The following is a 21,337-nucleotide window of genomic DNA, read 5'->3' on the forward strand; positions in this document are numbered from 1 at the left end:
ATGGCTCGTGGCGCGAGACTGCCGGAGAAGGGCGCGGCGAGGGCGCGTTCGGTCACCTGGCGGGCGGGCAAGGAGCTGTACCGGGTGCACTCGCACGGCCGTGGCGCCGACTGCTTCAACGTGACGAGACAGGATCACCACTTCGGCGGCGGCCGCTTCGACAGCACCGCCAACGACGCCTACTCGTACCTGTACGCCGCCCCCAAGGAGGTCACGGCGCTGGTCGAGCGGCTGGTGCGCGGCCTGGGCTTCGACGCCCTGGGCAGCCCGCGGTTCCTGCCCCACGAGGAGGTGGCCGGCAAGCGGCTCTCCCGGATCAGGCTCGCCAGGGACGTCAGGCTCGTCTCCCTGCGCAGCATCACCGACCTCAACGCGGTGCAGCAGAGCGACGGCTGGCTGGTCCGCTCCGACGCCACGGAGTACGCCTTCACCCGCCGCTGGGGGCACTGGCTGCGGGCCGAGGCGGACTGGGCGGACGGGTTCGTCTGGCGGTCCCGGCTGGACGAGCCGAACGAGTCCCTGGTGCTGTTCGGCGACGGCGAGGACAGCGACCTCGTCGAGGCCACCGGGGAACCGCCGTTGCTCCTGGACACCCCGGACGGCCTGCGCCGGCTGCGCCGCATGCTGACGAAGTACCGCGTGGAGATCGGCCCGTCGGGCACCGCGGCCTCCTGGTCCTGACACCGACCGGCCCTGGTCATTTCCTGGGCGTTCTCCGGTCGCTTTCAGGTAATCGTCGGAATTCGCTGCACATTCATTTCTATAATTGCCGCTCCTCCTTGTGCGGCCAGGGCTGCCGAAAATCCGGGAGGCGGTATTCCTCCCGGGTTCTCAATCGGTGACCACGACTCCGAGCGACTGCCGCTGGGCGTGAGCGTGTACCGGACGTCGTGCGCGTAGGACGACGGCCGGTCGCGTACGGCTTCGTCGGGCCGGCCCTGCTCACCCTGTCGCTCCTGCGCCGGACCCGCCGGACGCCCATCTGACGGGGCGTGACGGCCCGTCCGATGAACTCCCACTCGGATTCGGCCAGTTGTGGCTGAGGACCAGTGGATACGGACGGTTCGGCGCCGGGGCGGCCTGTACGATCATCACCGCACAAAAGCATCCCGACCCAGACAGCACCGACGCGTCGTGGTGTTGCGCAGCGGCTACCAGGCCATCCGGTCACTGGTGCACCCGGCAACCATGTCTCCACAGAGCGGAGAGAACGTGAACATCGCCTTCGTCACGGTCACCATCATCGGCGCGGTCTTCAACGGAGCCGCCGCCGTCACGTACCTGATCGGCCACGAGTACCCCAAGACCCAGGCGGACATGAAGGGCATCCCCCGGAAGTACGTCCCGGTCCTGGGGTCCCTGCTGGCGGCGGGCACCGTGGGACTGCTGGCCGGGCTCGCCGTACCGGTGCTGGGAACGCTCGCCGCCTGCGGCCTCATCCTCTACTTCATCGGTGCGATCATCGCCCACCTGCGGGTGGGTTCCCGCGACATCGTGGGCGGGATCGTCTTCCTGATCACCGCCGTGGCCGTCCTCACCCTGGGCCTGCTCGACCACGGCGCCTGGTGACCCCCGGGGCCTACAGGCCGGCCTCGAGGCGGCGGGACAGCTCGACCCGGCGGGTCTTCAGCGTGGCGGTGCGCGGCAGTTCGGCCAGCGGGATCTGGACAGGCTCCGCCAGCTGCGGGTAGGCCGCCGTGGCGGCGCGCCAGCGGTCCGGGTCCAGGGGCTCGTCGCGGTGGGTGCAGACGACCGGGACCGCCCTGGAGCCGGGGCCCGGCACCACGACGACCTCGGCGAGCTCCGCCAGCTCGTCCAGGAGGACGTCCTCGATCTCCAGGTTGCTGCCCACCCCGGGGATCGTGTCGAACTCGCGGTCGAGCATGTGCAGGCAGCCGAACGACGTGCGGTAGCCGACGTCCCCGGTGCGCCACCAGCCGTCATGCACGTTGGCGTCGTAGCGCTCCTGCTCGCCGTGGTACGTCTTCGCCAGCCCGTCCCAGCGGACCTCGATGAAGCCGGGGTTCTGCTGCGAGGGTCGCCTGCCGTCCCGGCTCACCAGCCGCACCCGGGCGCTGCCCGGCAGGGGGTAGCCCACGCAGCGGCCGTCCATCTTGTGGACGAACCGGCGGTAGTACGGCCGGCCGGCCGCGGGGCCGACCTCGCTCTGCCCGTAGATCTGGAAGAACTGCGCCCGCTGCTCGGAGGCGTGCAGCAGCCGGCGCACCGTCCTCGGGTGGATCGCGTCGAAGGTGCTGCTGAAGTACTTCACCGACGCGAACGGGCGGCGCGCGTCGTCGGCCAGGTCCTCCCACACCAGGAAGGAGTTGGGCAGCGCCTCGATCAGCCAGGGGCGGCGCTCGGCGAAGAACGCCGCGACGGCGTCCGGAGTGCCGTCCTTCACCAGCAGCGCCGGCATCCCCTGGAGCAGGCAGAGCGACATCGCCGCGAACGTCCGGGAGTGGCCGAAGGGGATGTGGATCGCGACGGTCCCCCGCTTCCTCATCAGCCCCAGCAGGAACAGCTGCGGGCGCAGTCGGGACCGCATCGTCCGCGGCGTGTGCACGACCAGCTTGGGCAGTCCCGTGGTGCCGGAGGTGTGCGTGATCATGGCCGGTTCGTCCAGGCCGCGCAGGACCGGCCGCACCGGCACCGAGCCGTCCAGCCCGGCGAGCGCGACCGCGTCCGGACCGGCGTCGCCCACACCGATCACGCCCCGCGTCAGCCCCGCCAGGTCCACGCCGCCCTCGGTCAGGGAGCGGAGCTTGGGCCCGTCGGTGACCAGGTGCGGCCGCTCCAGCCGGGCCATCAGGGCGGCGAGCGCCTCGGAGTCCAGGTGCTGCGAGAGCATGACCGGGACCGCGCCGATGCGCTCCACGGCCGTCGCCAGCAGCCAGAGGTCGAAGTTGGGGGCCTTGCAGATCACCACATGACCGCCGCGGCGCACCCCGGCGACGGCTAGTCGGTTCGCCACGTCCGCCACGTGACCGGCGAGTTGACGCACCGTCAGGCGACGCCCGGCCTCCGGCAGCACGTCGAGGTCGTGGTCGAGGACGAGCGGCATGCCGCCCCGCACCCGCGCGGCCCTCTCCGGGACGACACCGAGATACAGGCCGCGCTTGTGTATCGACGTGGGCGCCGGCGCGCGGTCCGGCCGGTGACTCAGCTTGTTCAACAACGTACTTCCCATGAGGTCTCCCTGTGCGTCCTGCTGGGCGGAGGTGCGGGTGGGGTGCGGGGCGCGGTCGCGGCGTCAGCGGTCGCGGTAGGCGACCATGTCGGCCAGTTCCTCGAGGCGCAGGCGCCAGTGGTGCGGCAGGCCGGCGTCCGCCACGGCCGTACGGGCGTCGGCGACCAGGGCGTCGATCCGCTCCTCGACGTCCGCGCGCACCCCGGAGGCGAGCAGGGCGGCACGGAGCTCGGCCGGGTTCCAGTCGGCGTGGCGGCTGTCCTCGACCAGCCGGGCGACCCGCGTATCCCTGGCCGCGGCCAGCGCGATCAGCAGGGTCATCTTGTGCTCTTCGAGGTCCAGGCCGGTCGGCTTCCCGGTCACCGACGCGTCACCGAACGCGTCGAGCAGGTCGTCCCGCAGCTGGAACGCCTCGCCGGCCGCGACCCCGTACGCCTCGAAGACCGCGTACAGCCCGGGGCGTCCGGCGATGGCCGCGCCGAGGGCCAGCGGGCGGTGGATGGTGTAGCGGCCCGACTTGCAGACGGCGACCCAGCGGGCCAGGTCCGGGTCGGGCTCCACCTCGGCGGCCAGCGCGATGTCCAGCTGCTGCCCGATGATCATCTCCGTGACCAGCTCGTGCCACACCTGCGCCGCGGCGCCGGTCAGACCGGCCGCGAGCCGGTTCGCGTAGCTGAGCGCCAGGTCCCCGGCGAGCAGGGCGACGGCCTCCCCGTACCGGCGTGACTCCCCGGCCCAGGCGCGCCGCGCGTGCAGGTCCGTGTACGCGGCATGGACGGTCGGCGCGCCGCGCCGGGTGGGCGAGTTGTCCATGATGTCGTCGTGGATGAGCGCGAACGCGTGCAGCAGTTCGAGCGCCGCCGCCGCGTCGACGACCGTGTCCTCGTCCGCGGCGGCCCCGCCGCCGGCGGCCAGATAGCCGGTGACGCAGAACAGGGGACGCAGCCGCTTGCCGCCCGCCGCGACCAGCTCCGCGACGGCCGCCACCGGCACCGCCACCCGGGGGTCCACGGCGCTCCAGCGGGCCTCCTCGGCGCTCAGCAGCTCACCGATCCGCCGGTCGACGCGGTCCAGCAGCTTGCCGCAGGTCTCCTCGTGACCGCCGGCGTCCTCCCGCACCGCCTCCGCACCGCCTGACATCCCCGCCTCCTCCAGTTCCGGCGGCAGCCTGAACGCCACGTTCTCGGTGGCCGTCACCTCCGTCTCGACGTCCCCGAAGCCCAGCTCCGCCAGCCGGCGCAGCGCCCGTTCCACCAGCGCCTCGGGCGCGCTCGCGCCCGCCGTGAGGCCCACCGTGCGGACGTCCTCCAGCCAGGCGGCGTCGATCAGGTCCGGGTCGGGCAGCAGCCGGGCGTCGGTGCCCGCGGCCCGGGCCACCTCCACCAGACGCAGCGAGTTGCTGGAGTTGGCCGAGCCGACGACCAGGACCAGGTCGCTGCGGCCCGCGATCGCCTTCACCGCGTTCTGCCGGTTCTGGCTGGCATAGCAGATGTCGGCACTGCCCGGACCGGTCAGCCCCGGGAACCGCTCCTCGAGGACGGCCACGATCTCGGCGGTGTCGTCCACCGACAGCGTGGTCTGGGTGAGGTACGCGGCGCTCGTGCCCGGCGCGAGGTCGAGCCGCCTGGCCTCCGCCACGCTGCCCACGACGACGGTGCGCTCCGGGGCCTCCCCGTACGTGCCCTCGATCTCCTCGTGGCCGACGTGCCCGATGAGGATCAGCGTGTCCTTGTCCCGGGCGAACCGGACGGCCTCCTGATGGACCTTGGCCACGAGCGGGCACGTGGCGTCGACGACCGTCAGCTCGCGCCGCCGGGCGTTGTCGCGGACCCGCGGGGACACCCCGTGCGCGGAGAAGACGCACACGGCACCGGCCGGCACCTCCTCCTCCGAGTCGACGAAACGGGCGCCCTTGCCCTCCAGATCCCGCACGACGTGTTCGTTGTGCACGATCTGCTTGCGTACGTACACGGGAGCGCCGTGCACCTGGAGCGCGCGTTCCACCGTCTCGATGGCCCGGTGCACTCCGGCGCAGGCTCCCCGGGGCTCGGCCAGCAGAACTCGATGCGGGGCGGACGGCATGATTTCCCCCTCGGGATGGATTCCGAAATTCCGTATGGATGCAGCCGTCCCGACGGTGATCGACGGACCGCGAAATGCATCCTCGACGCCGTCCCTTGCCGGGGAATACGCGGCGGATTGGCCTCCGCTTGGCGGCAAGCAGACGCCAATCGCGGACCCAGTGGTCCCCAAGTCACCGCTGGCATTCTCACTGCGGAGGCCGGCCGGCCCCGCCACGGTGCGGCTTTCGCGACGTGCCGGAAAACGCCCGCCACCGTCCTGACGCATCCGGGTCCCCGGATTTCCCTGTCTTTCCGCGTCCGCATTCCACCCGAGAGAGCGACACCAGCATGAGCGGTCTCATCGTCCCGCCCGGTCAGGGCCGGAAACTCGTCACGAAAGCGCAGGACGTGACCTTCAAGGTCACGGCCGCGGACGGCTCCTCGTCCTCCGTGTTCGAGGTGGTCGTACCGCCGGGCTTCGACGTCGGCGCGCACACCCACAGCCATTCCCAGGAGTTCTTCTACGTCCTGGAGGGGGAGTTGGAGCTGTTCGCGTTCGAGCCCACCGAGCGGACCCCGGACACCTGGCACGGCTGGGAGTCCCCGGGCGGCGACCGTGCCGCCCGGGCGGTCACGGGCAGTTGCATGTTCGTGCCGCCGGGCACCCCGCACGCCTTCCGCAACCCCACGGACGCACCGGCCCGCATGCTCTTCCAGAGCTCCCCCTCACCCGACCACGAGCGCTACTTCGAGGAGATCGTCGAGATCTTCGCCGCCGGCCGGACGGTGGACTCCGAGGCCGTGGAGCGGATGCGCAAGCGCTACGACGTCCAGCAGATCACCCCGCTCCGCTTCACCCCGCCCGCCCCGGCCCCGGCCGGGCGCTCCGCGGCATGACCAGTGACGACCCGACAACAGACCCAGCTGAGGGGCGACCTCCGATGACCGTGACGACCACGGACAGCATCCCGCTCGTGCACGCGAGCCTCGGCGACCAGGAACTCGCCGCCGTCGCCGAGGTGTTCGCCTCGGGCTGGCCGGCCGGCCAGGGCCCGAGGGGCAAGGCACTCGAGGCCCAGCTGAAGCAGCGCTACGGCGTCGGTGACGCGGTCACGCTGAGCAACTGCGGGGCGGCGCTCCACCTGGCCATGCTGGCGCTCGGCGTCGAGCCCGGCGACGAGGTGATCGTCGCCGACTACACCTTCCCCGCCCCGGCCCACGCCGTGCGCTACGTCGGCGCGACCCCCGTCTTCGCCGACGTGCGCCGCGACACCGGCACCGTCGACCCGCAGGCGGTGGCGGACCTGATCGGCCCGCGCACGGTCGGCGTGATCGCGGTGGACACCGTCGGACTGCCCGCCGACTACACCGAGCTGATGGCCGTCGCCGACCGCCACGGCCTGTTCGTCGTCGAGGACGCGGCCTGCGCGGTCGGCGCCACGTACCGGGGACGCCCGGCCGGCGCGCTGGCGCCGGTGGCCTGCCTGTCCTTCCACGGCCGCAAGGGCGCCAGCAGCGGCGAGGGCGGGGCGCTGCTCGCCGCCGACCCGGTGATCGGCGCGGACGCCCGGCTGCGCTCGTCGTTCGGCATCGGCAGCATCTACGACCAGGCGCAGGTGGTCGGCCTGCCGATCCCCTCGTTCACCGACATCGGCTACAACTACAAGCTCTCCGACATCGCCGCCGCCATCCTCCAGGTGCAGCTGGCCCGGGTCGACGAACTCCTGGAACGCCGCAGCCGGATCGCGGCGTCGTACACGGAGCTGCTCGCCGACGAGGAACTGCTCACGGTGCCGCACGTGCCCGCGGACCGCACCCACGCCTGGCAGTCCTACCTGGTGACCCTCGACCCGCGCGTGGACCGCTCCGGGCTCGCCGCCACGCTGCGCGCCCAGGGCATCGGCTGCGGACACGGCACCTGGGCCAGCCATCTGCAGCCGGTGTACGACGCCGCGCAGCGCTGCCCGGTCTCGGCGGACCTCTTCCAGCGCAACCTGGCCATCCCCATGCACGCCGAACTCCGCCCGGACCAGGTCGAACGCGTCGTGGACGTGCTGCGGGCCGAGCTGAAGAACAACCTCCGCCCGAACTGACCGGGGCGCCGCCCGGCCGTGCTCCGCGGCACCCCGAACGACGAAGACCCCACGACACCTTCCTGAGAGGCAGACGCCGGACATGCCCATCCTCTGCAAGCCCGCGGTGCGCGTACCGGAATACATCATCACCATGGAGCAGACCCTGGATTTCGCCAGGAAAGCCCACGCGGGAAAGCCCCAGCTTCCCCTCGCGCTCCGTCTGATAGAGAACACCGGAGTGCAGAAACGGCACCTGGTGCAGCCGATAGAGAAGACCCTGGACCACCCGGGATTCGAAGAGCGCAACCGCATCTACGAGACGGAATCGAAAAAGCGCTGCCCCGAGGCCGTCGAAGAGGCCCTGGCGAACGCGATGCTGCGGGCCGAGGACATCGACGCGATCATCTACGTGTCGTGCACCGGATTCATGATGCCCTCGCTCACCGCTTGGCTGATCAACACCATGGGGTTCCGCTACGACACCCGGCAGCTGCCCATCGCCCAGCTGGGCTGCGCGGCGGGCGGGGCGGCGATCAACCGCGCCCACGACTTCTGCGCGGCCCACCCCGACAGCAACGTGCTGATCGTCTCGTGCGAGCTGTGCTCGCTGTGCTACCAGCCCGACGCCGACGACATCGGCTCACTGCTGTCCGACGGGCTGTTCGGCGACGCGGTCGCGGCGGCCGTGGTGCGGGGCCGCGGCGGCCCCGGAGTCACCGGTGTCCAACTGCGGCGCAACGCCTCGTACCTCATCCCGAACACGGAGGACTGGATCTCGTACGCCGTCCGCGACACCGGGTTCCACTTCCAGCTCGACCGCCGGGTGCCCGGCACCATGGAGCCGCTCGCCCCGGTGCTGCGCGACCTCGCCGCGAGCAACGGCTGGGACGCCGCGGACCTCGACTTCTACGTCATCCACGCCGGCGGCCCCCGGATCCTGGACGACCTCGCCAAGTACCTCGGGGTCGACCGCACGGTCTTCCGGCACAGCTGGGGGACGCTGACCGAGTACGGCAACATCGCCAGCGCCGTGGTGCTCGACGCGCTGCGCAGACGGTTCGAGGAGGGGCCGCTGCCCATGGACGCCACCGGCGTCATCGCCGGCTTCGGCCCCGGCATCACCGCCGAGATGGCCCTGGGCACCTGGGTCGACGGCACGGCCCGACACCACCGGGAGCACCCGGCCGCCGTGGCCGTGCCGCGCCCGTACGCAGGGAGGATCTGATGAGCAGCACCGGCATCGACAGCACCGTCGGCATCGACGGCACGATCGGCATCGACAGCAGCGACGGCACGCAGGCCGGACCCACGTCCGACCGGATCCTGCGGATGATCAACGGCTACTGGGCCACCGGGATCCTGGGCACGGCGGCGACGTACGACCTGTTCACGCACCTGGAGAACGGCGCCGACACGCCGGCGGCGCTGGCCGAGCGGGCCGGGATGGCGCCCCGCGGCGCGCAGGCGCTCCTGGACGGCCTGGTCGCCCTCGACCTGGTCCAGGTGGACCGGGGCCGCTACCGCAACACCCCGGAGGCGGCCGCGTTCCTCGTGGCGGGCCGGCCCGTCTCGCTCGCCGGGTTCGCCCGCCTCAAGATGGGCCACCTGGGATCGCTGGCCGCCCTGCCCGACGTCGTACGCGCCGGAGGGCCGGTGACGGACGCGGTGGTGGAGGTCGCCGACAACCCGCACTGGGAGAACCTCGTCCAGGCCATCGCCGCCCAGTCCGTGCCCGTCGCGCACATCGCCGCCGAGGCGCTCGGGCTGGCCGGTGCCGGGAAGGTCTCGATCCTCGACATCGGCGGCGGCTCGGGCGTCTGCTCCGCCGTCTGGCTCGGCCTCAACCCCGACGCCCGCGCCACCCAGGTCGACTGGGCGCCGATCAACGCCATCGCCCGGCGGCTGCTGGCCGACCAGGGCGTGGGCGACCGCGTCGACCACGTCGACGGCGACTTCCACACCGTCGACTTCGGCGCCGGCGCCCACGACGTCGTCATGTACTCCAACATCGCCCACCAGGAAGGGCCCGAGGCCAATCAGGCGGTGTTCACCCGGATACGCAGGGCGCTGCGGCCCGGCGGCACGCTCGTCGTCTCCGACTACATCACCGACGACGACCGCAGCGGCCCGCCGTTCGCCCTGACCTTCGCCGGGGAGATGCTGCTCAAGAGCCGGCACGGCTCCACCTGGCGGCGCCGCGACTACCACGCGTGGCTCACCGCCGCCGGGTTCGAGGACATCCGGTTCCTGGACACCCCGTCCCCGACCACCCTCGTGCTCGCCCGCTGACCCGCCCCTCGGCCCCGGCCGCCCCCTTCGGCCGGGGCCGAGGCCCACCGCGGGGGCGCGGACAGACGACAAAGCCCCCGGCGCGGCGGCCCGTCCGGGAACCGCCGCGCCGGGGGCTCCGCCGGCGACACGGGGTGAGTGCTACGAGCGTTCCAGCTCCGGTGCCTGGCGCAGGATCTCCAGTTCGAGGTGCTGCAGCGCGGGGCTGGGCGAGATGCCCAGGTCCTCCACCATCTTCTTCTGGTGGGCCCGCAGCACCGACAGCGCGTCGGCCTGCCGGCCCGCCCGGTACAGCGCGAGGCTCAGCAGTTCGCAGCCGTACTCGCGCAGCGGATGGGCCTGGGTGAAGGCCACCAGTTCGGGCACCGCCATCTCGTGGTTGCCCACCGCGATCAGGGTGGCGCAGCGGCCCTCGATCACCGACAGGCGCAGTTCCTCCAGGCGTACGGCCTCGGGCGCGACATGCGGGGCCGCGGCCACCTCCGCGTACGCCTCCCCGCGCCACAGGGCCAGGCCCGCCTCGAACGCGTACAGCGCCCGCTGCGGATCGCCCCGGTCCAGCGCCTGCCAGCCGGCGGTGGCGTTCTCCCAGAAGCGGTGGGCGTCGACCTCGACGGCGCGGCTGTTCAGCAGATAGCCCCGCCCTCGGGTGCACAGCACCGTCGACGGGGTGCGCGGCGCCCGGTGCGGCTCCAGCGCGCGCCGCAGATTGGCGATGTACGCGTGCAGCGACGTGATCGCCGACTGCGGCGGCCGGCCGTCCCACAGCGCCTCCACCAGTACGTCCACCGAGACCGGCTGGCCCACCTGGCTCACCAGCAGTACGAGCGCCGCGCGCTGCTTGGGGGCCCCGAGGTCCACCCACCGGCCGCCGACGGCCGCCTCCACCGGACCGAGGACGCGGAACTCCACCCCCGCGCCCGACGCGGCACGGCGCGGGGGACCGGCCGCCTCCGGGCTGCCGGACCCCGCGGTGTCCGGGGCGCGGTCGTCCGGGCGCCGGGGCGGCATGGTGCCGAGGTCCAGCGCCTTGCTGACGTACTGCTTGAGTGTCTCGTTGGCCCGCTTCAACTCACGGACCTCGCGCTCGAGTTCCGCTATGCGCTGTGCCCCCGTGCCGTCCGCTCTCCCCGGGTTCGCCCCGGGCGGCTCGGCGGCGACCCGTCCTCCGCGCTGTCCGACGGCCACCGGGACGGCGGTCATGGTGCTGCGGCGGATTCCCCATTCCAGCGTCTCTGCACTCATCGTGTCAGCCCCGTAAGTGTGTGTCCGGACATGCCCCGGACGGTGCATGCGGTCGCCTCCGGCCGCACGGCCCTGCGAAGTCCATGCGCACGGCCCGGTCCGCTCCCCGCGGTTCCCGGGCCGGCCTCCCGCGCACGGGCCCGGCACCGCCGCGTGGGCGGCGCCGGAAACCCGTGGCAGGGGTGGTTCACCTGCCGCTGTACACGGGCACCTGATCGGGCTCGCCCGTTGACGCCGCGACGTCGTCGCGGTGCCGGAACAGCTTGCTGGGCCACCACATCCAGCGGCCCACGTCCAGGGTGAGCGCGGTGACCAGCACCGAACGCACCACGATGGTGTCGAGCAGCACACCGAACGCCACCGCGAAGCCCAGCTCCACCGCGAACACCAGCGGCAGCGAGGCCATCGCCGCGAACGTGCCGGCCAGCACCACGCCCGCCGAGGTGATCACACCGCCGGTGGACGACAGACCGGTCAGCGCGGCACGCCGGGTGCCGTGCAGCAGCGTGTCCTCGCGGACCCGGGTCACCAGGAAGATGTTGTAGTCGATGCCCAGCGCGACCAGGAACACGAACGCCAGCAGCGGGAAGGACGCGTCGGCTCCGGCGAGGCCGAAGACGTGCTCGAACACCAGGCTGCTCACGCCGAGGGCCGCCCCGAACGACAGCAGCACCGTCGCCATCAGCAGCAGCGGCGCGACCACCGCGCGCAGCAGCACCCCCAGGATGAGCAGGACCACCAGCAGCACGATCGGGATGATCACCTTGGAGTCCCGGGCCGCCGCGTTCTCCGTGTCGACCATGATCGCGGTGCTGCCGCCGACCTGCGCGTCCGCGCCCTCGATCCGGTGGACCGCGGTCCGGGCCCGGTCGACGGTACTCATGGCCGCCTCGCTGCTGGGCTCGTGTTCCAACTGCGCGAGCAGCACCGCCTCGTCGCCCTTGACCACCGGATCCGCGACCCCGCCGATCCCGGACACGCCGGCCAGCGCCGACTTGACCTGGTCGGCGGCGCCGGCCTTGGTCACGACGTAGACGGGATCGCCGGAGCCGGCCGGGAAGTGCGCGGCACGGATCTCCTCACCGACCGCCATCTGCGGCTTGTCGGTGAACTGGTCCTTGTTCGACAGACCCGAGGCGTCGAGCCCCAGCGTGCCGAGCGCCATCGCTCCGAGCACCAGCACGGTGCCCACCCACACCAGCCGCGGCCGGCCCGAGATGGCGGCGCCGACCCGGCTCCAGACGCTCTCCTTCTGCTCCGTCTCGGCGCCGTACACGGGCTTCGACGGCCAGAAGATCCACCGGCCGCAGGCGACCAGCAGGGCCGGCATCAGCGTCACCATGGCGAGCAGACCGACCAGGACGCCGATGGCGCAGGCCGGGCCCATCCCCTTGGTGGAGTTCAGCACGGCGAGCATCAGCAGCATCAGGCTGATCGCGACGGTCGCCGCACTGGCCACGATCGCCGGGCCGGAGCGGTACAGGGCCTCCGCCATCGCCTCGTGCCGGTCCTCGTGGCGTGCCAGCTCCTCTCGATAGCGGGAGATCAGCAACAGCGCGTAGTCGGTGGCCGCGCCGAAGATCAGGACGACCAGGATGAAGCTCGTCTGCTTGTTGACGACGAGGCCGGCGTTGTCGGCCAGCAGATAGATCAGCGCCTCCGCCGCCATCAGGGCCACGCCGACGGTGATCAGCGGCAGCAGCGGCAGCAGCGGGCTGCGGTAGGTGATCAGCAGGATCGCGACCACGACCAGCGCGGTGATGGTGGTCAGCGCGCCGCCGCCGCCGAACGCCTTGATCGAGTCGGCGCCGTAGCCGGCCGGCCCCGCGACATGGAAGCCGAGGCCGTCCGCGTCCTTCTCACCGACGTCGGCCATCGCGTCGACGACCTTGCCGAGCCCTTCCCAGCCGGACTTGTCCTTGTGGACCTGGACGATGGTCTGGATCGCCTTGCCGTCCTCGGACGCGACCGGACCCTGCGGTGTGCCCACGACGTTCTCGATGCCCTGGAACGCCTCGGCGTCCGCCCGGGCCTTGGCCAGGTCGGCGTCGGTGATCCCGGCGGCCCGGTCGTAGACCACGATCGCGGGCACGGAGTCGGCGGGCATCAGCTTCTGGGCGCGCTCGACGACCGCGGTGGACTCCGCGTTGCCGGGCAGCCAGGCCGAGTTGTCGTTCTCCTCCGCGTCACCGAGCTTCCCGGCCAGCATCAGCGCCGGGACCAGTACGACGGCCCAGAGCGCGATGACGACCCACTTGCCCACCCTTCCGCTGGGCAGGGCGGCCAGTTTTCGCAGCATGTGTGTCTCTCCGTGTTCCGTGGGGGTGAGTGGTGTTTCTCAGGGGGAGGTGGTCGAGGCGGGCAGGGGGCTCAGGGACGCACCGCGTCCCGCGAGCGCGCCCCGCAGCTCGGGGACCCGCGCGCGGGCGTGCCCGAGGGCGAGCAGCACCGGTATGTCGGTGAGCAGCGGGAAGTGGTACGCGAAGGGGCGCGGGCCGACCATGTCGGGCGGGCCGCCGTAGCTGCCGTCGGCCTTCTGCCGCTCCAGCAGCCAGGTCAGGGCCGCGCCGACGGGCCGGGGATCGTCGGCGTGGCAGAGCGTGATCAGGCCGTAGGCGGTGCTGATGTCGTCGCTGGGGTCGCCGGGCTGCATGCCCCAGCCGCCGTCGGCGTTCTGCGTCTCGCGCACCGTCTGCTCGATCCGCGCGGCCATGGCGGCGGAGCGCGCATCGTCCGGGGCCGCCGTGCAGGCGGCGAGCCGCACCCGGAACAGGCTGTGCAGCCGGCTGCGGCTCCAGCCCGGCTCGAAGCCGCCGTCGGCGAGCTGGCTGTCGGCGAGGAACGCCAACGCCCGCTCGCGCTGCGGTGCGGTGGCCGGGTGCGGGCCGAGCGCGCAGACCGCGGCGGCCGTCATGCACGGCTCGGAGGAGGCGCCCCCGACGTAGGTCGGGAAGCCGCCGTCCGCGCCCTGCACGGCCAGCAGCGCGGCCACCCCTTCGCGCACCGTCCCGGCGTGCGCGACCGGGTCGACCGCCTGGAGGAACTCCAGGGCGCAGGAGGTGTCGTCGACGTCGTTCTGCGCGACGAGCGGCGACATCGACCAGCCGCCGGTCAGCGCCTCGCCGCGGGAGAGCGAGCGCAGCGCGGCGCCGCCCCGCTGCGCGGCGAGCGTCGACGCCATGCGGCGCAGCAGCGCCGGGTCGGCACCCGCCGCGTGCAGGGCGAGACCGCCGGTGGACGTGCACCAGTTGTGCATCTCCAGGACGAACGGGAAGCCCCCGTCGGCGCGCTGGTGACGCAGCAGCGTCGTGACGCCGCGGCGCACGGTCTCCTCGTGGCCGGGCGTCCCGGCGAGCGCGTGCAGCACCAACAGGTGCATCAGCGCGTAGCCCTCCCACACCGTGGCGCCGGGGTCGGTGGCCAGCAGGGTGTCCAGGGCGGCCTCGGTGGCCCGGTTCCGTACGCCGAGGGCGCCGGCCAGGATCAGCATGATGGACGCCTGCTGCACGGCCGCCCACGAGTGCAGCGGGTCGGTGGGGACCGCGCCGCCGCCCGGGAGTTCGGCGTCGGCGGGCAGCGGGCAGCCGAGCACCGAGAGCACCGCGTACACCATCAGGCGGCGGCGGGTGGAGATGAAGCCGGGCGCGGCGCCCAGGACGCCCGACGCCAAAGTGGCGACGAGGGCGCTGTCGGCGCCGGCCTCCCGGCCCGCGGCAGTGGCGACGGCACGCGAGGCGAGCACCCGGTCGAGCTTGTCCGGGGACTCCTGGTGTCCGCGCAGATAGGCGAGGAGGCGGTCCCGGGCGGGGGAGTCCACGCCGGTCCGTGTCATCAGCGCGAGGGCGAGCGCGGACTCCAGCACTCTGCTCTCGCACTGCTCTCGTATCGCGCCGTCGTCGTCGGTGCGGCCGCTGATGTACGCGACCAGCCGGGCCGTGGCCTGGTGCACCTGGTCCGGGGAGACGTGCTCGGGCAACGGCAGCGGGGCCGGACGCACCGGGTCCGCGATCTTCATGGAGTACTCCTGTCTGAGCCGGTCCGAACGGCCGGTTGGCCTGGAGTTGCGGGAGACGGGCCCGGCCCCGCCGGGGACGCGTCCCCGTGCGGAGCCGGGCGGCGGGTCATCTGACGCCCTGCGCGAACCGGAAGAACCGGTACGGGTCGTACTTGTCCTTGACCCGGGCCAGCCGCGCGTAGTTCTCGGCGTAGTAGGAGCGCCGCCAGTCCGGCAGGCGCGGGTCGATGAAGTTCTGGTAGGTCTCGCCGTTGGAGTACGGGTCGATCACCGCGAAGCCGTCGTCGACGTACTCCCAGGCGGCGGCCTTGGCCTCGTCCGCGACCGGTGCGGCGGCGTTCGAGGTGAGGTAGCTGACCGAGAAGAGGCTGTCGCGGTGGACGTAGGCGGTGGCGTCGCGGGCCACGGTGTTGGCCCGGCCGCCGAGCGCGGAGATCTGCAACTGGCGCATCTGCCCGGCGAACCGGTTGGCGTTGAAGGTCTCCAGCGCCTTGGCCCAGCCCTCGCGCGGCATCGTCCGCTCGAACAGCCGGCTGCGCCAGGCACCGAACGCCGGCCGCTGGATCCTGCCGTCGGGGGAGGTGTCGGCACGGTGGCACTGCTGCGCCGTCAGGTCGGAGCACTGGTACAGCGACATCAGGACCGACCGGTACGGGGCGGTGAACTTCTGCTGGTACACCGGAGGCCGGCCGACCAGCGAGATCAGCCGGGCGATCTCGGCCTCGAACCCCGCGCCGGTGTCCACCGACCCGAGGAACACCGACGCGGTCGGCACAGTGCCGGGGCCGGCGTCGGTGAGCGTGACGTTGACACCGCTGCCGATCGTCCACGGCGCGTCGGGCAGCCACCGGGTCCAGCCGTCCAGCATGTCCAGGGACTGGTCGAAGGTCCACACCAGGTTGATGGCGGCGACGTCGGTCAGCGGCGACGGCGTCACGTCGTACGACGTGACGATCCCGAAGTTGCCGCCACCGCCGCCCCGCAGGGCCCAGAACAGGTCGCTGTGGCTGCGGGGCGAGGCGGTGACGACACGCCCGTCGGCGAGGACCACCTGCGCCGAGTTCACCTTGTCGGAGGCGATACCGACGCTGCGGGTGAACAGGCCCATGCCGCCGCCCTGGAAGAACCCGCCGGCCGCCACGGTGGGGCAGTACCCGCCGGAGATGCCGAGGCCGGCCGGCGCGAGCGTGTCCCCGATGTCGACCAGCTGGGCGCCGGGCCCCATCCGCACCGAACTCTCGCCGAGCACGATGGAGTTGAGCCCGGACACGTCGATGACCAGACCCTCGGTGGTGGAGTAGCCGCCCGCGCTGTGGCCGCCGCTGCGCGCGGCGACGGGTATGCCGTAGGCCTCGGCGAAGCGGACGCAGGCCGACACGTCGGCGGCGGAGACGCAGTAGGCGACCGCCCTGGGGCTGGTGGCGTCGAACTGCACCTGGTACAGCTGCTTGGCCCGCTGGTAGTCCGCGTCCGACGGGAGGACGAGGCGCCCCTGGAGCCGGTCGGCGAGCCGGCTCCACCGGGTACCGAACGCGTCGCCCTTGGCCTGCGCGGCACCGGTCAGCGCCGTCGTGGCCAGCGCGACACCGCCGGCACCGGTGAGGAAGGACCGTCTGTTGATCATGCTGCTTCTTCCGTGTTCGTCGGGGAGTACGGGCAGGAGATGCGGGCGGTCACGGGGCCCGGTGACCCAGGACGAGCGCGAGCGCCCCGGTCAGGGCCCCCGCCGGGTCCGCCTCGGCGCCGGTGGCGCGCCAGGCCACGTGCTGGTCGGGCCGGACCAGGACGGCACCCGCTGCGTCCGTCCCGCGCAGGTGCTGCCAGACCCCGTCGGCGTCGGCGTACTCCGCGTCCTCGGCGCCTATCCGGACCGCGGTCACGGGGACCGAGAGCTTCTCGGCGGCCAGCTCGGCGGCCTCGGCCCACGCGTCCCCGTCCGGCCCGGTGATCAGCACGAAGCCCGTGCCGGAGCCGACCAGGTCGTGGGTGGACACGCGCCGGCCGTCCCGCTCGACCCAGGCGTGCGGCAGCAGATGACCCGGGCGGGTCGTGGGCCGGTACTCGTCGCCCAGCGGCGAGCGGGCCGGCGGACGGCTGCCGTCCGGGACGACCGCCCCCTGCTCGTAGGCGAAACCGGTCTCCACGTCGAGGGCCTGGCACTCGCCGCGGTGCGTCGCGAAGATCTCCGCCGCCCGGGCGCGCTGCGCGGCACCGACCGGGGTCGGCGAGAAGTAGGAGAAGAACACCGGTGTGCGGCGCTCCGGCGGCACGTGCGGGCCGAGACCGACGGCGGCGTTGGTGACCACCTGGAGGTGCCCGGCGGCGGACATCGCCCAGCCCAGGTTGAACTGGCCGACGGGCCGGCGCTCGGACTCGTAGGTGTCGAGCAGCGCGTCGCCGGCGCGGCCCGAGAGCACCGCGGCGAGCTTCCAGGCGAGGTTGTGCGCGTCCTGGATGCCGCTGTTGAGGCCGAGACCCACGGCGGGCGGCTGGCGGTGGGCGGCGTCGCCGACGAGGAACGCCCGGCCGTGGCGGTAGCGCTCCGCGAGCACCGCCTCCACGCTCCAGCTGGTCACCTCGTGCAGGGTCAGCTCGAGGTCGGGCACGCCGAGCACCTCGCGGATGCGGCCGACGACCGCCTGCTCGTCGGTGCGGTCGATACCGGCGAGCGGCAGGTGCAGACCCCACTCCTCGCAGTGCTTGCCCCAGGTCGGGCCCATCTCGATGAGCGCGCTGGACAGGTCGGGGCGGTAGGGGTTGAGGAACCAGGTGATGACCGACCCCTCGGTCCACCACTGCGACAGATCCGCGGAGAAGTACGCCGTGGTGGCGTCGAACAGGGCGGGCAGGCCCTCCATGCGCACGCCGAGCGCGGGGCCCACCGTGCGGCCGGCGTCCGCCGCGATCACGTACTGCGCGACGACCGTCGTGACCTCGCCGGTCTTCGTGTCACGGATCTCGGCGGTGATGCCCTCGCCGGTCCCGCCCCCGGCGTTCTCGGCCAGCGAGACCAGCTCGTGGCCGAACCGGACGCCTCCGGGGTTGCGCTCCTCGGCGTGCCGGCGCAGCACCGGTTCGAGGCGCATCTGCGGCAGCTTGGCGGGCATCACGGGGCCCGCCGCCTCGTACGTCTCACGCAGCGCGCCGCCGCCGAAGCCGTCCATCTCGTGGATGACCCGCCCGTCCAGCGGGCCCTGGCCGGTGAGCGTGGTCTGCCAGCGGACCTTGCCGAACTGCTCGGGCGTGGCGGCCGGTTCGGCCACGTCGTCCGCCAGGCCGTACTGGCGGAAGATCTCCATCGTGCGCTGGTTGATGTAGTGCGCCTTCGGCAGGCGCGAGGTGTCCGGGCGGCGCTCCACCAGCAGGTGCTCGACGCCGTGACCGGACAGGAAGACGGACGCGGCCAGGCCGGAGCCGCCGCCGCCCACGATCAGTACCGGAACTTCTACGGTGCTCAAGGTTCGTCCTTCCGAAAGCGGATGAGAAGAAAAGGGAGGTGAGAAGGCAGGGGTGATGAGGGGAGGGGAGAAAGAGGGGGAGAGACAGGGGGAGAGGCCGGAGGGGAGGGTGAGGCGGCGCCGGGTCAGACCGGGTCCGCGAGGGCCCCTTCGGGGAGCTGCATGATCTCCGGCACGCCGGCGCCCCACCGGTAGTAGGACTGGAGCTTGTAGTACTCGCCGTCGGGCTGGGAGGCGACGGCGTAGACGAACTTCGTGTGCGGATCGGCGCGTTGCACGTGCCGCACGAACCGCCCGATCCGCTCGTCGAGTTCGACGGGCAGGGAGGCCGGGTCCGTCGTCGCCACGGCGAAGCAGATCCGCTCGATGACCGGGGACTCCCAGTCGAGGGTCACGTAGACGCCGAAGGCCTGGCGGCCGAGCCGGAGCATCTGCTCGCTGGGTTCGGCCTGGTCGACCTCGCGGAGCATGGAGCGCACGGACTCGGGGGCGATGCCCCCGGCGGGCGGCTCGCCGAAGTAGATGTTGACGGTGCGGTTGCGGTAGTCGATGCCGAGCAGGCCCACGGTGTCGCCGAGGCCGTGCCGGGAGATGAAGTCGAGGCTCTCACCCAGGCTGCGCGGCATCGACGGGAGGCCGGCGAGCTTCGTGACGTCCTGGAGGTCGGTGCGGGGCAGCACCACCCAGATCTTCTTGAACCCTCCCGCGACACCGAAGTCGATGCCGTAGCCGTCGATCGGGCAGTTGTCCCGCAGGTCCGCGAGCAGCCGGGACACGGGGTGGTCGGTCTTCTCCAACAGACCGCTGTCCACGGCGAGTCGATACGGATCGACGTCGTCCGGGACCGTGAACCGGCAGTCGAGCTCACCGGCGCGGCCCGCGCCGGTCGCCACCCGGAACGCGACCACGGCCTGGGTGAGATCGCCTCCGTAGAGGTTCAGGACGCGCAGCACGTCGTCGGGCGCGTACGCCACCTCCAGCAGTCCGGCCGCTTCCTCGATGGCCGAGTAGAGGGCCTGCACCGCGTCCTGTCGAGTGATCGGGGCCGCCTCACTCATGGCAGTCACCATCCTTGTGCGTCGTGGCGGCCGGTCTCGGCCGTCCGTTGTGAACAGGGCTGTCACCGCACCGGCCGTCGGCCGCGGGCTCACCGGGGCAGGTCCCTTCGGGGAGTCGTGTCCGCGTGCAGCAGGACCAGCGGGTGGAAGCGGTAGCGGTCCTCGCCGAGGGCGCCGTCGGGCTCCGCGAAGAGCAGGCCGGCGTCGACGAGTTCCTCCAGGGCGTCTTCCGCCTCGGTCTCGGTCAGGCCGGTCACCTCGGCCGCGAGCAGGGCGGTGAAGGGGCCCGGCCCCACCGAGGCGAGCCAGGGCAGCACGGCCGCGGTGGCCGGGCTCAGCCGGGTCACCGCGCGGCCGAAGGTGCGGGCCAGATCGAGGGTGCCGTAGCTCAGGGCGGCGAGCCGGGTGTGCGGGTCGGCGAGCCGGTCGGCGAACCGGGCCACGGTCCGGTGCGGGCGGGCGGCGAGCCGGGCGCCCGCGATCCGCAGCGCGAGCGGCAGCCCGGCGCAGTGGCGCACCACGTCCCGGACCGCCCCGGGTTCGGCCCGGACACGGTCGTCGCCCACGGTCTCGGCGAGCAGCGCCACGGCGTCCTCGTCGTCCAGTGGCCCGAGGCTCAGGGTGTGGGCGGTGGGCACGGTCGTCAGCCGCGTCCGGCTGGTGACGAGCAGCGCGCTGTCCGGCCCGACGGGCAGCAGCCCGGTCAGCTGTACGTCGCTCGACGCGTCGTCGAGCACGACGAGCAGCCGGGAGTCCGCGATCCGGGCGCGGTAACGGCGCACCAGCTCGCTCAGATCGTGCCGGGCGGTCCGCGCGGTGTCCTCGGTCCCGCCCAGCGCGGCGAGGAGCTCCGCGAGCACGGCCGCGGGCGGGCGGGCGGTCCCGTCGGCGTCCTGGAGGTCGGCGTGCACCACGCCGTCCGGGAACGCCTCCGCGCAGCCGTGGGCCACTTCGGCGGCCAGGGCCGTCTTGCCGCTGCCGGGCATGCCCGTGACCAGCGCCGCCCTGAGCCGTGCGCCGGGACCCGAGGGGCGGCGCAGCAGCAGCGACCTGAGCCGGGCCGCCTCGGCGCCGCGCCCGGTGAACGCGGCGGCCCGGGAGGGCAGCAGCAGGACCGGCCGGCGCGGCGGTCCGGCGTTCTCGCCGCGCAGCATCCGCAGATAGGCCTCGCTGAGCTGCTGTCCGGGCACGACGCCGAGCTGTTCGTCGAGGATCCGGCGGCCCTCTCCGTAGACCTGGACGGCCTCGGCCTGCCGGTCGGAGCGGTGCAGCGCGGTGATGAGGTGGGCGCGCAGATTCTCGTCCATGGGGAAGCGGGCCACCAGGGAGAGGAGTTCGGGCACCAGGGAGCGGTGCCGGCCGAGCGACAGGTCCGCCTCGATCCGCCGCTCCAGCGCCTGGGCCCGCAGGAATTCCAGCCGCGGCCGTTCGAACCGCAGCAGATGCTCGGTCACGTTCTCCAGGGCCTGCCCGCTCCAGCAGTCGAGCGCGCCACCGAGGAGTCTGCCCGCCTCCTCGTGACGGTTCTCCTCCAGAGCCTGGCGGCCGAGCCGGTCGAGCCGTTCGAAGGAGAACAGGTCGACCTCGGAATCCCCGGCGTCGAGCACGTACCCCGGCCCCTTCCGGAATATCTGCACACGGTTTCCCAGTGTTTTCCTGAGCCGGGAGACGTAGGTGTAGATCTGCGCGTTCGACGTGGTCGGCGGAGCGTCCGCCCACAGCGCGGCGCTCAGCCGGCTGTCGGTGACCAGCGCGCCGCGCGCCAGGAGCAGTACCGCGAGAACGGTGTGGATCTTCGCGCCGGACAACGGGACCGCCACGCCCGCCCGGATCACGGAGACCGGCCCCAGCAGCCGGAATGCGAGCGCGCCCGACGCGGCCGGGCCCGGGCCGGCCGGCCCGGCGGCCTCTTCGGCGGTCCGGGGAGACACACCAGCAGAGTTC

General features: G+C 72.8%; 15 protein-coding genes. 6 read left to right on the plus strand and 9 right to left on the minus strand.

From position 1 onward, the window contains the following. A complete protein-coding gene (locus IEZ05_RS22130) occupies positions 1-681 on the plus strand; it encodes an RES family NAD+ phosphorylase (RefSeq protein WP_189231937.1) in 681 nt (226 codons plus the stop codon). 507 nt (positions 682-1,188) lie between these two features. Beyond that, on the plus strand, positions 1,189-1,569 hold the full coding sequence (locus IEZ05_RS22135; protein WP_228753327.1) for a DoxX family protein: 381 nt from the start codon (positions 1,189-1,191) through the stop codon (positions 1,567-1,569). A gap of 10 nt (positions 1,570-1,579) precedes the next feature. Here IEZ05_RS22135 and IEZ05_RS22140 read toward each other — a convergent pair whose 3' ends face one another. After that, positions 1,580-3,190 carry a class I adenylate-forming enzyme family protein gene (locus tag IEZ05_RS22140; protein ID WP_189231938.1) on the minus strand — a complete coding sequence of 537 codons (1,611 nt, stop codon included), beginning with the start codon at positions 3,188-3,190 and terminating at the stop codon, positions 1,580-1,582. A gap of 63 nt (positions 3,191-3,253) precedes the next feature. Then, the gene (gene ispH / locus IEZ05_RS36945) at positions 3,254-5,272 is read right to left on the minus strand and encodes a 4-hydroxy-3-methylbut-2-enyl diphosphate reductase (RefSeq protein WP_189231939.1); all 2,019 of its coding nucleotides are present in this window, start codon (positions 5,270-5,272) and stop codon (positions 3,254-3,256) included. A gap of 329 nt (positions 5,273-5,601) precedes the next feature. On the opposite strand from ispH, the gene IEZ05_RS22150 reads away from it, so the two are divergent. The 4 genes from IEZ05_RS22150 to IEZ05_RS22165 all read left to right on the plus strand — a co-directional run bounded on the left by IEZ05_RS22150 (position 5,602) and on the right by IEZ05_RS22165 (position 9,617). Further along, positions 5,602-6,150 (plus strand): cupin domain-containing protein, encoded by a 549-nt coding sequence (locus IEZ05_RS22150; RefSeq protein ID WP_189231940.1) that lies wholly within the window; start codon positions 5,602-5,604, stop codon positions 6,148-6,150. Between the two features lie 44 nt (positions 6,151-6,194). After that, on the plus strand, positions 6,195-7,346 hold the full coding sequence (locus tag IEZ05_RS22155; RefSeq protein WP_189231941.1) for a DegT/DnrJ/EryC1/StrS family aminotransferase: 1,152 nt from the start codon (positions 6,195-6,197) through the stop codon (positions 7,344-7,346). 82 nt (positions 7,347-7,428) lie between these two features. Next, entirely contained in the window at positions 7,429-8,553 is a 1,125-nt protein-coding gene (locus IEZ05_RS22160; RefSeq protein WP_189231942.1) for a type III polyketide synthase, read from the plus strand. Then, complete coding sequence (locus IEZ05_RS22165) at positions 8,553-9,617, plus strand: class I SAM-dependent methyltransferase (RefSeq protein WP_189231943.1); 1,065 nt, start codon at positions 8,553-8,555, stop codon at positions 9,615-9,617. Before IEZ05_RS22160 ends, IEZ05_RS22165 begins: the two co-directional genes overlap by 1 nt. A gap of 141 nt (positions 9,618-9,758) precedes the next feature. On the opposite strand, the gene IEZ05_RS22170 is transcribed toward IEZ05_RS22165, so the two are convergent. The 7 genes from IEZ05_RS22170 to IEZ05_RS22200 all read right to left on the minus strand — a co-directional run bounded on the left by IEZ05_RS22170 (position 9,759) and on the right by IEZ05_RS22200 (position 21,324). Beyond that, the gene (locus IEZ05_RS22170; protein WP_229869803.1) at positions 9,759-10,862 is read right to left on the minus strand and encodes an AfsR/SARP family transcriptional regulator; all 1,104 of its coding nucleotides are present in this window, start codon (positions 10,860-10,862) and stop codon (positions 9,759-9,761) included. A gap of 187 nt (positions 10,863-11,049) precedes the next feature. Continuing rightward, positions 11,050-13,161 (minus strand): MMPL family transporter, encoded by a 2,112-nt coding sequence (locus tag IEZ05_RS22175; protein ID WP_189231944.1) that lies wholly within the window; start codon positions 13,159-13,161, stop codon positions 11,050-11,052. A 39-nt stretch (positions 13,162-13,200) separates the two neighbouring features. Continuing rightward, the gene (locus IEZ05_RS22180; protein WP_189231945.1) at positions 13,201-14,877 is read right to left on the minus strand and encodes a prenyltransferase/squalene oxidase repeat-containing protein; all 1,677 of its coding nucleotides are present in this window, start codon (positions 14,875-14,877) and stop codon (positions 13,201-13,203) included. Between the two features lie 106 nt (positions 14,878-14,983). After that, positions 14,984-16,501 carry an FAD-binding oxidoreductase gene (locus tag IEZ05_RS22185; protein WP_189231946.1) on the minus strand — a complete coding sequence of 506 codons (1,518 nt, stop codon included), beginning with the start codon at positions 16,499-16,501 and terminating at the stop codon, positions 14,984-14,986. A gap of 49 nt (positions 16,502-16,550) precedes the next feature. Continuing rightward, positions 16,551-18,335: an FAD-dependent monooxygenase gene (locus IEZ05_RS22190; RefSeq protein ID WP_189231947.1), complete on the minus strand. Its 1,785-nt coding sequence runs from the start codon at positions 18,333-18,335 to the stop codon at positions 16,551-16,553. Positions 18,336-18,460: 125 nt separating this feature from the next. Next, a complete protein-coding gene (locus IEZ05_RS22195; RefSeq protein ID WP_189231948.1) occupies positions 18,461-19,393 on the minus strand; it encodes an aromatic prenyltransferase in 933 nt (310 codons plus the stop codon). 89 nt (positions 19,394-19,482) lie between these two features. Next, the gene (locus IEZ05_RS22200; protein ID WP_189231949.1) at positions 19,483-21,324 is read right to left on the minus strand and encodes an AfsR/SARP family transcriptional regulator; all 1,842 of its coding nucleotides are present in this window, start codon (positions 21,322-21,324) and stop codon (positions 19,483-19,485) included. Between the last annotated feature and the right edge of the window lie 13 nt (positions 21,325-21,337).

This window comes from Streptomyces flaveolus (assembly GCF_014648815.1).
Taxonomy (GTDB): Bacteria; Actinomycetota; Actinomycetes; order Streptomycetales; family Streptomycetaceae; genus Streptomyces; species Streptomyces flaveolus.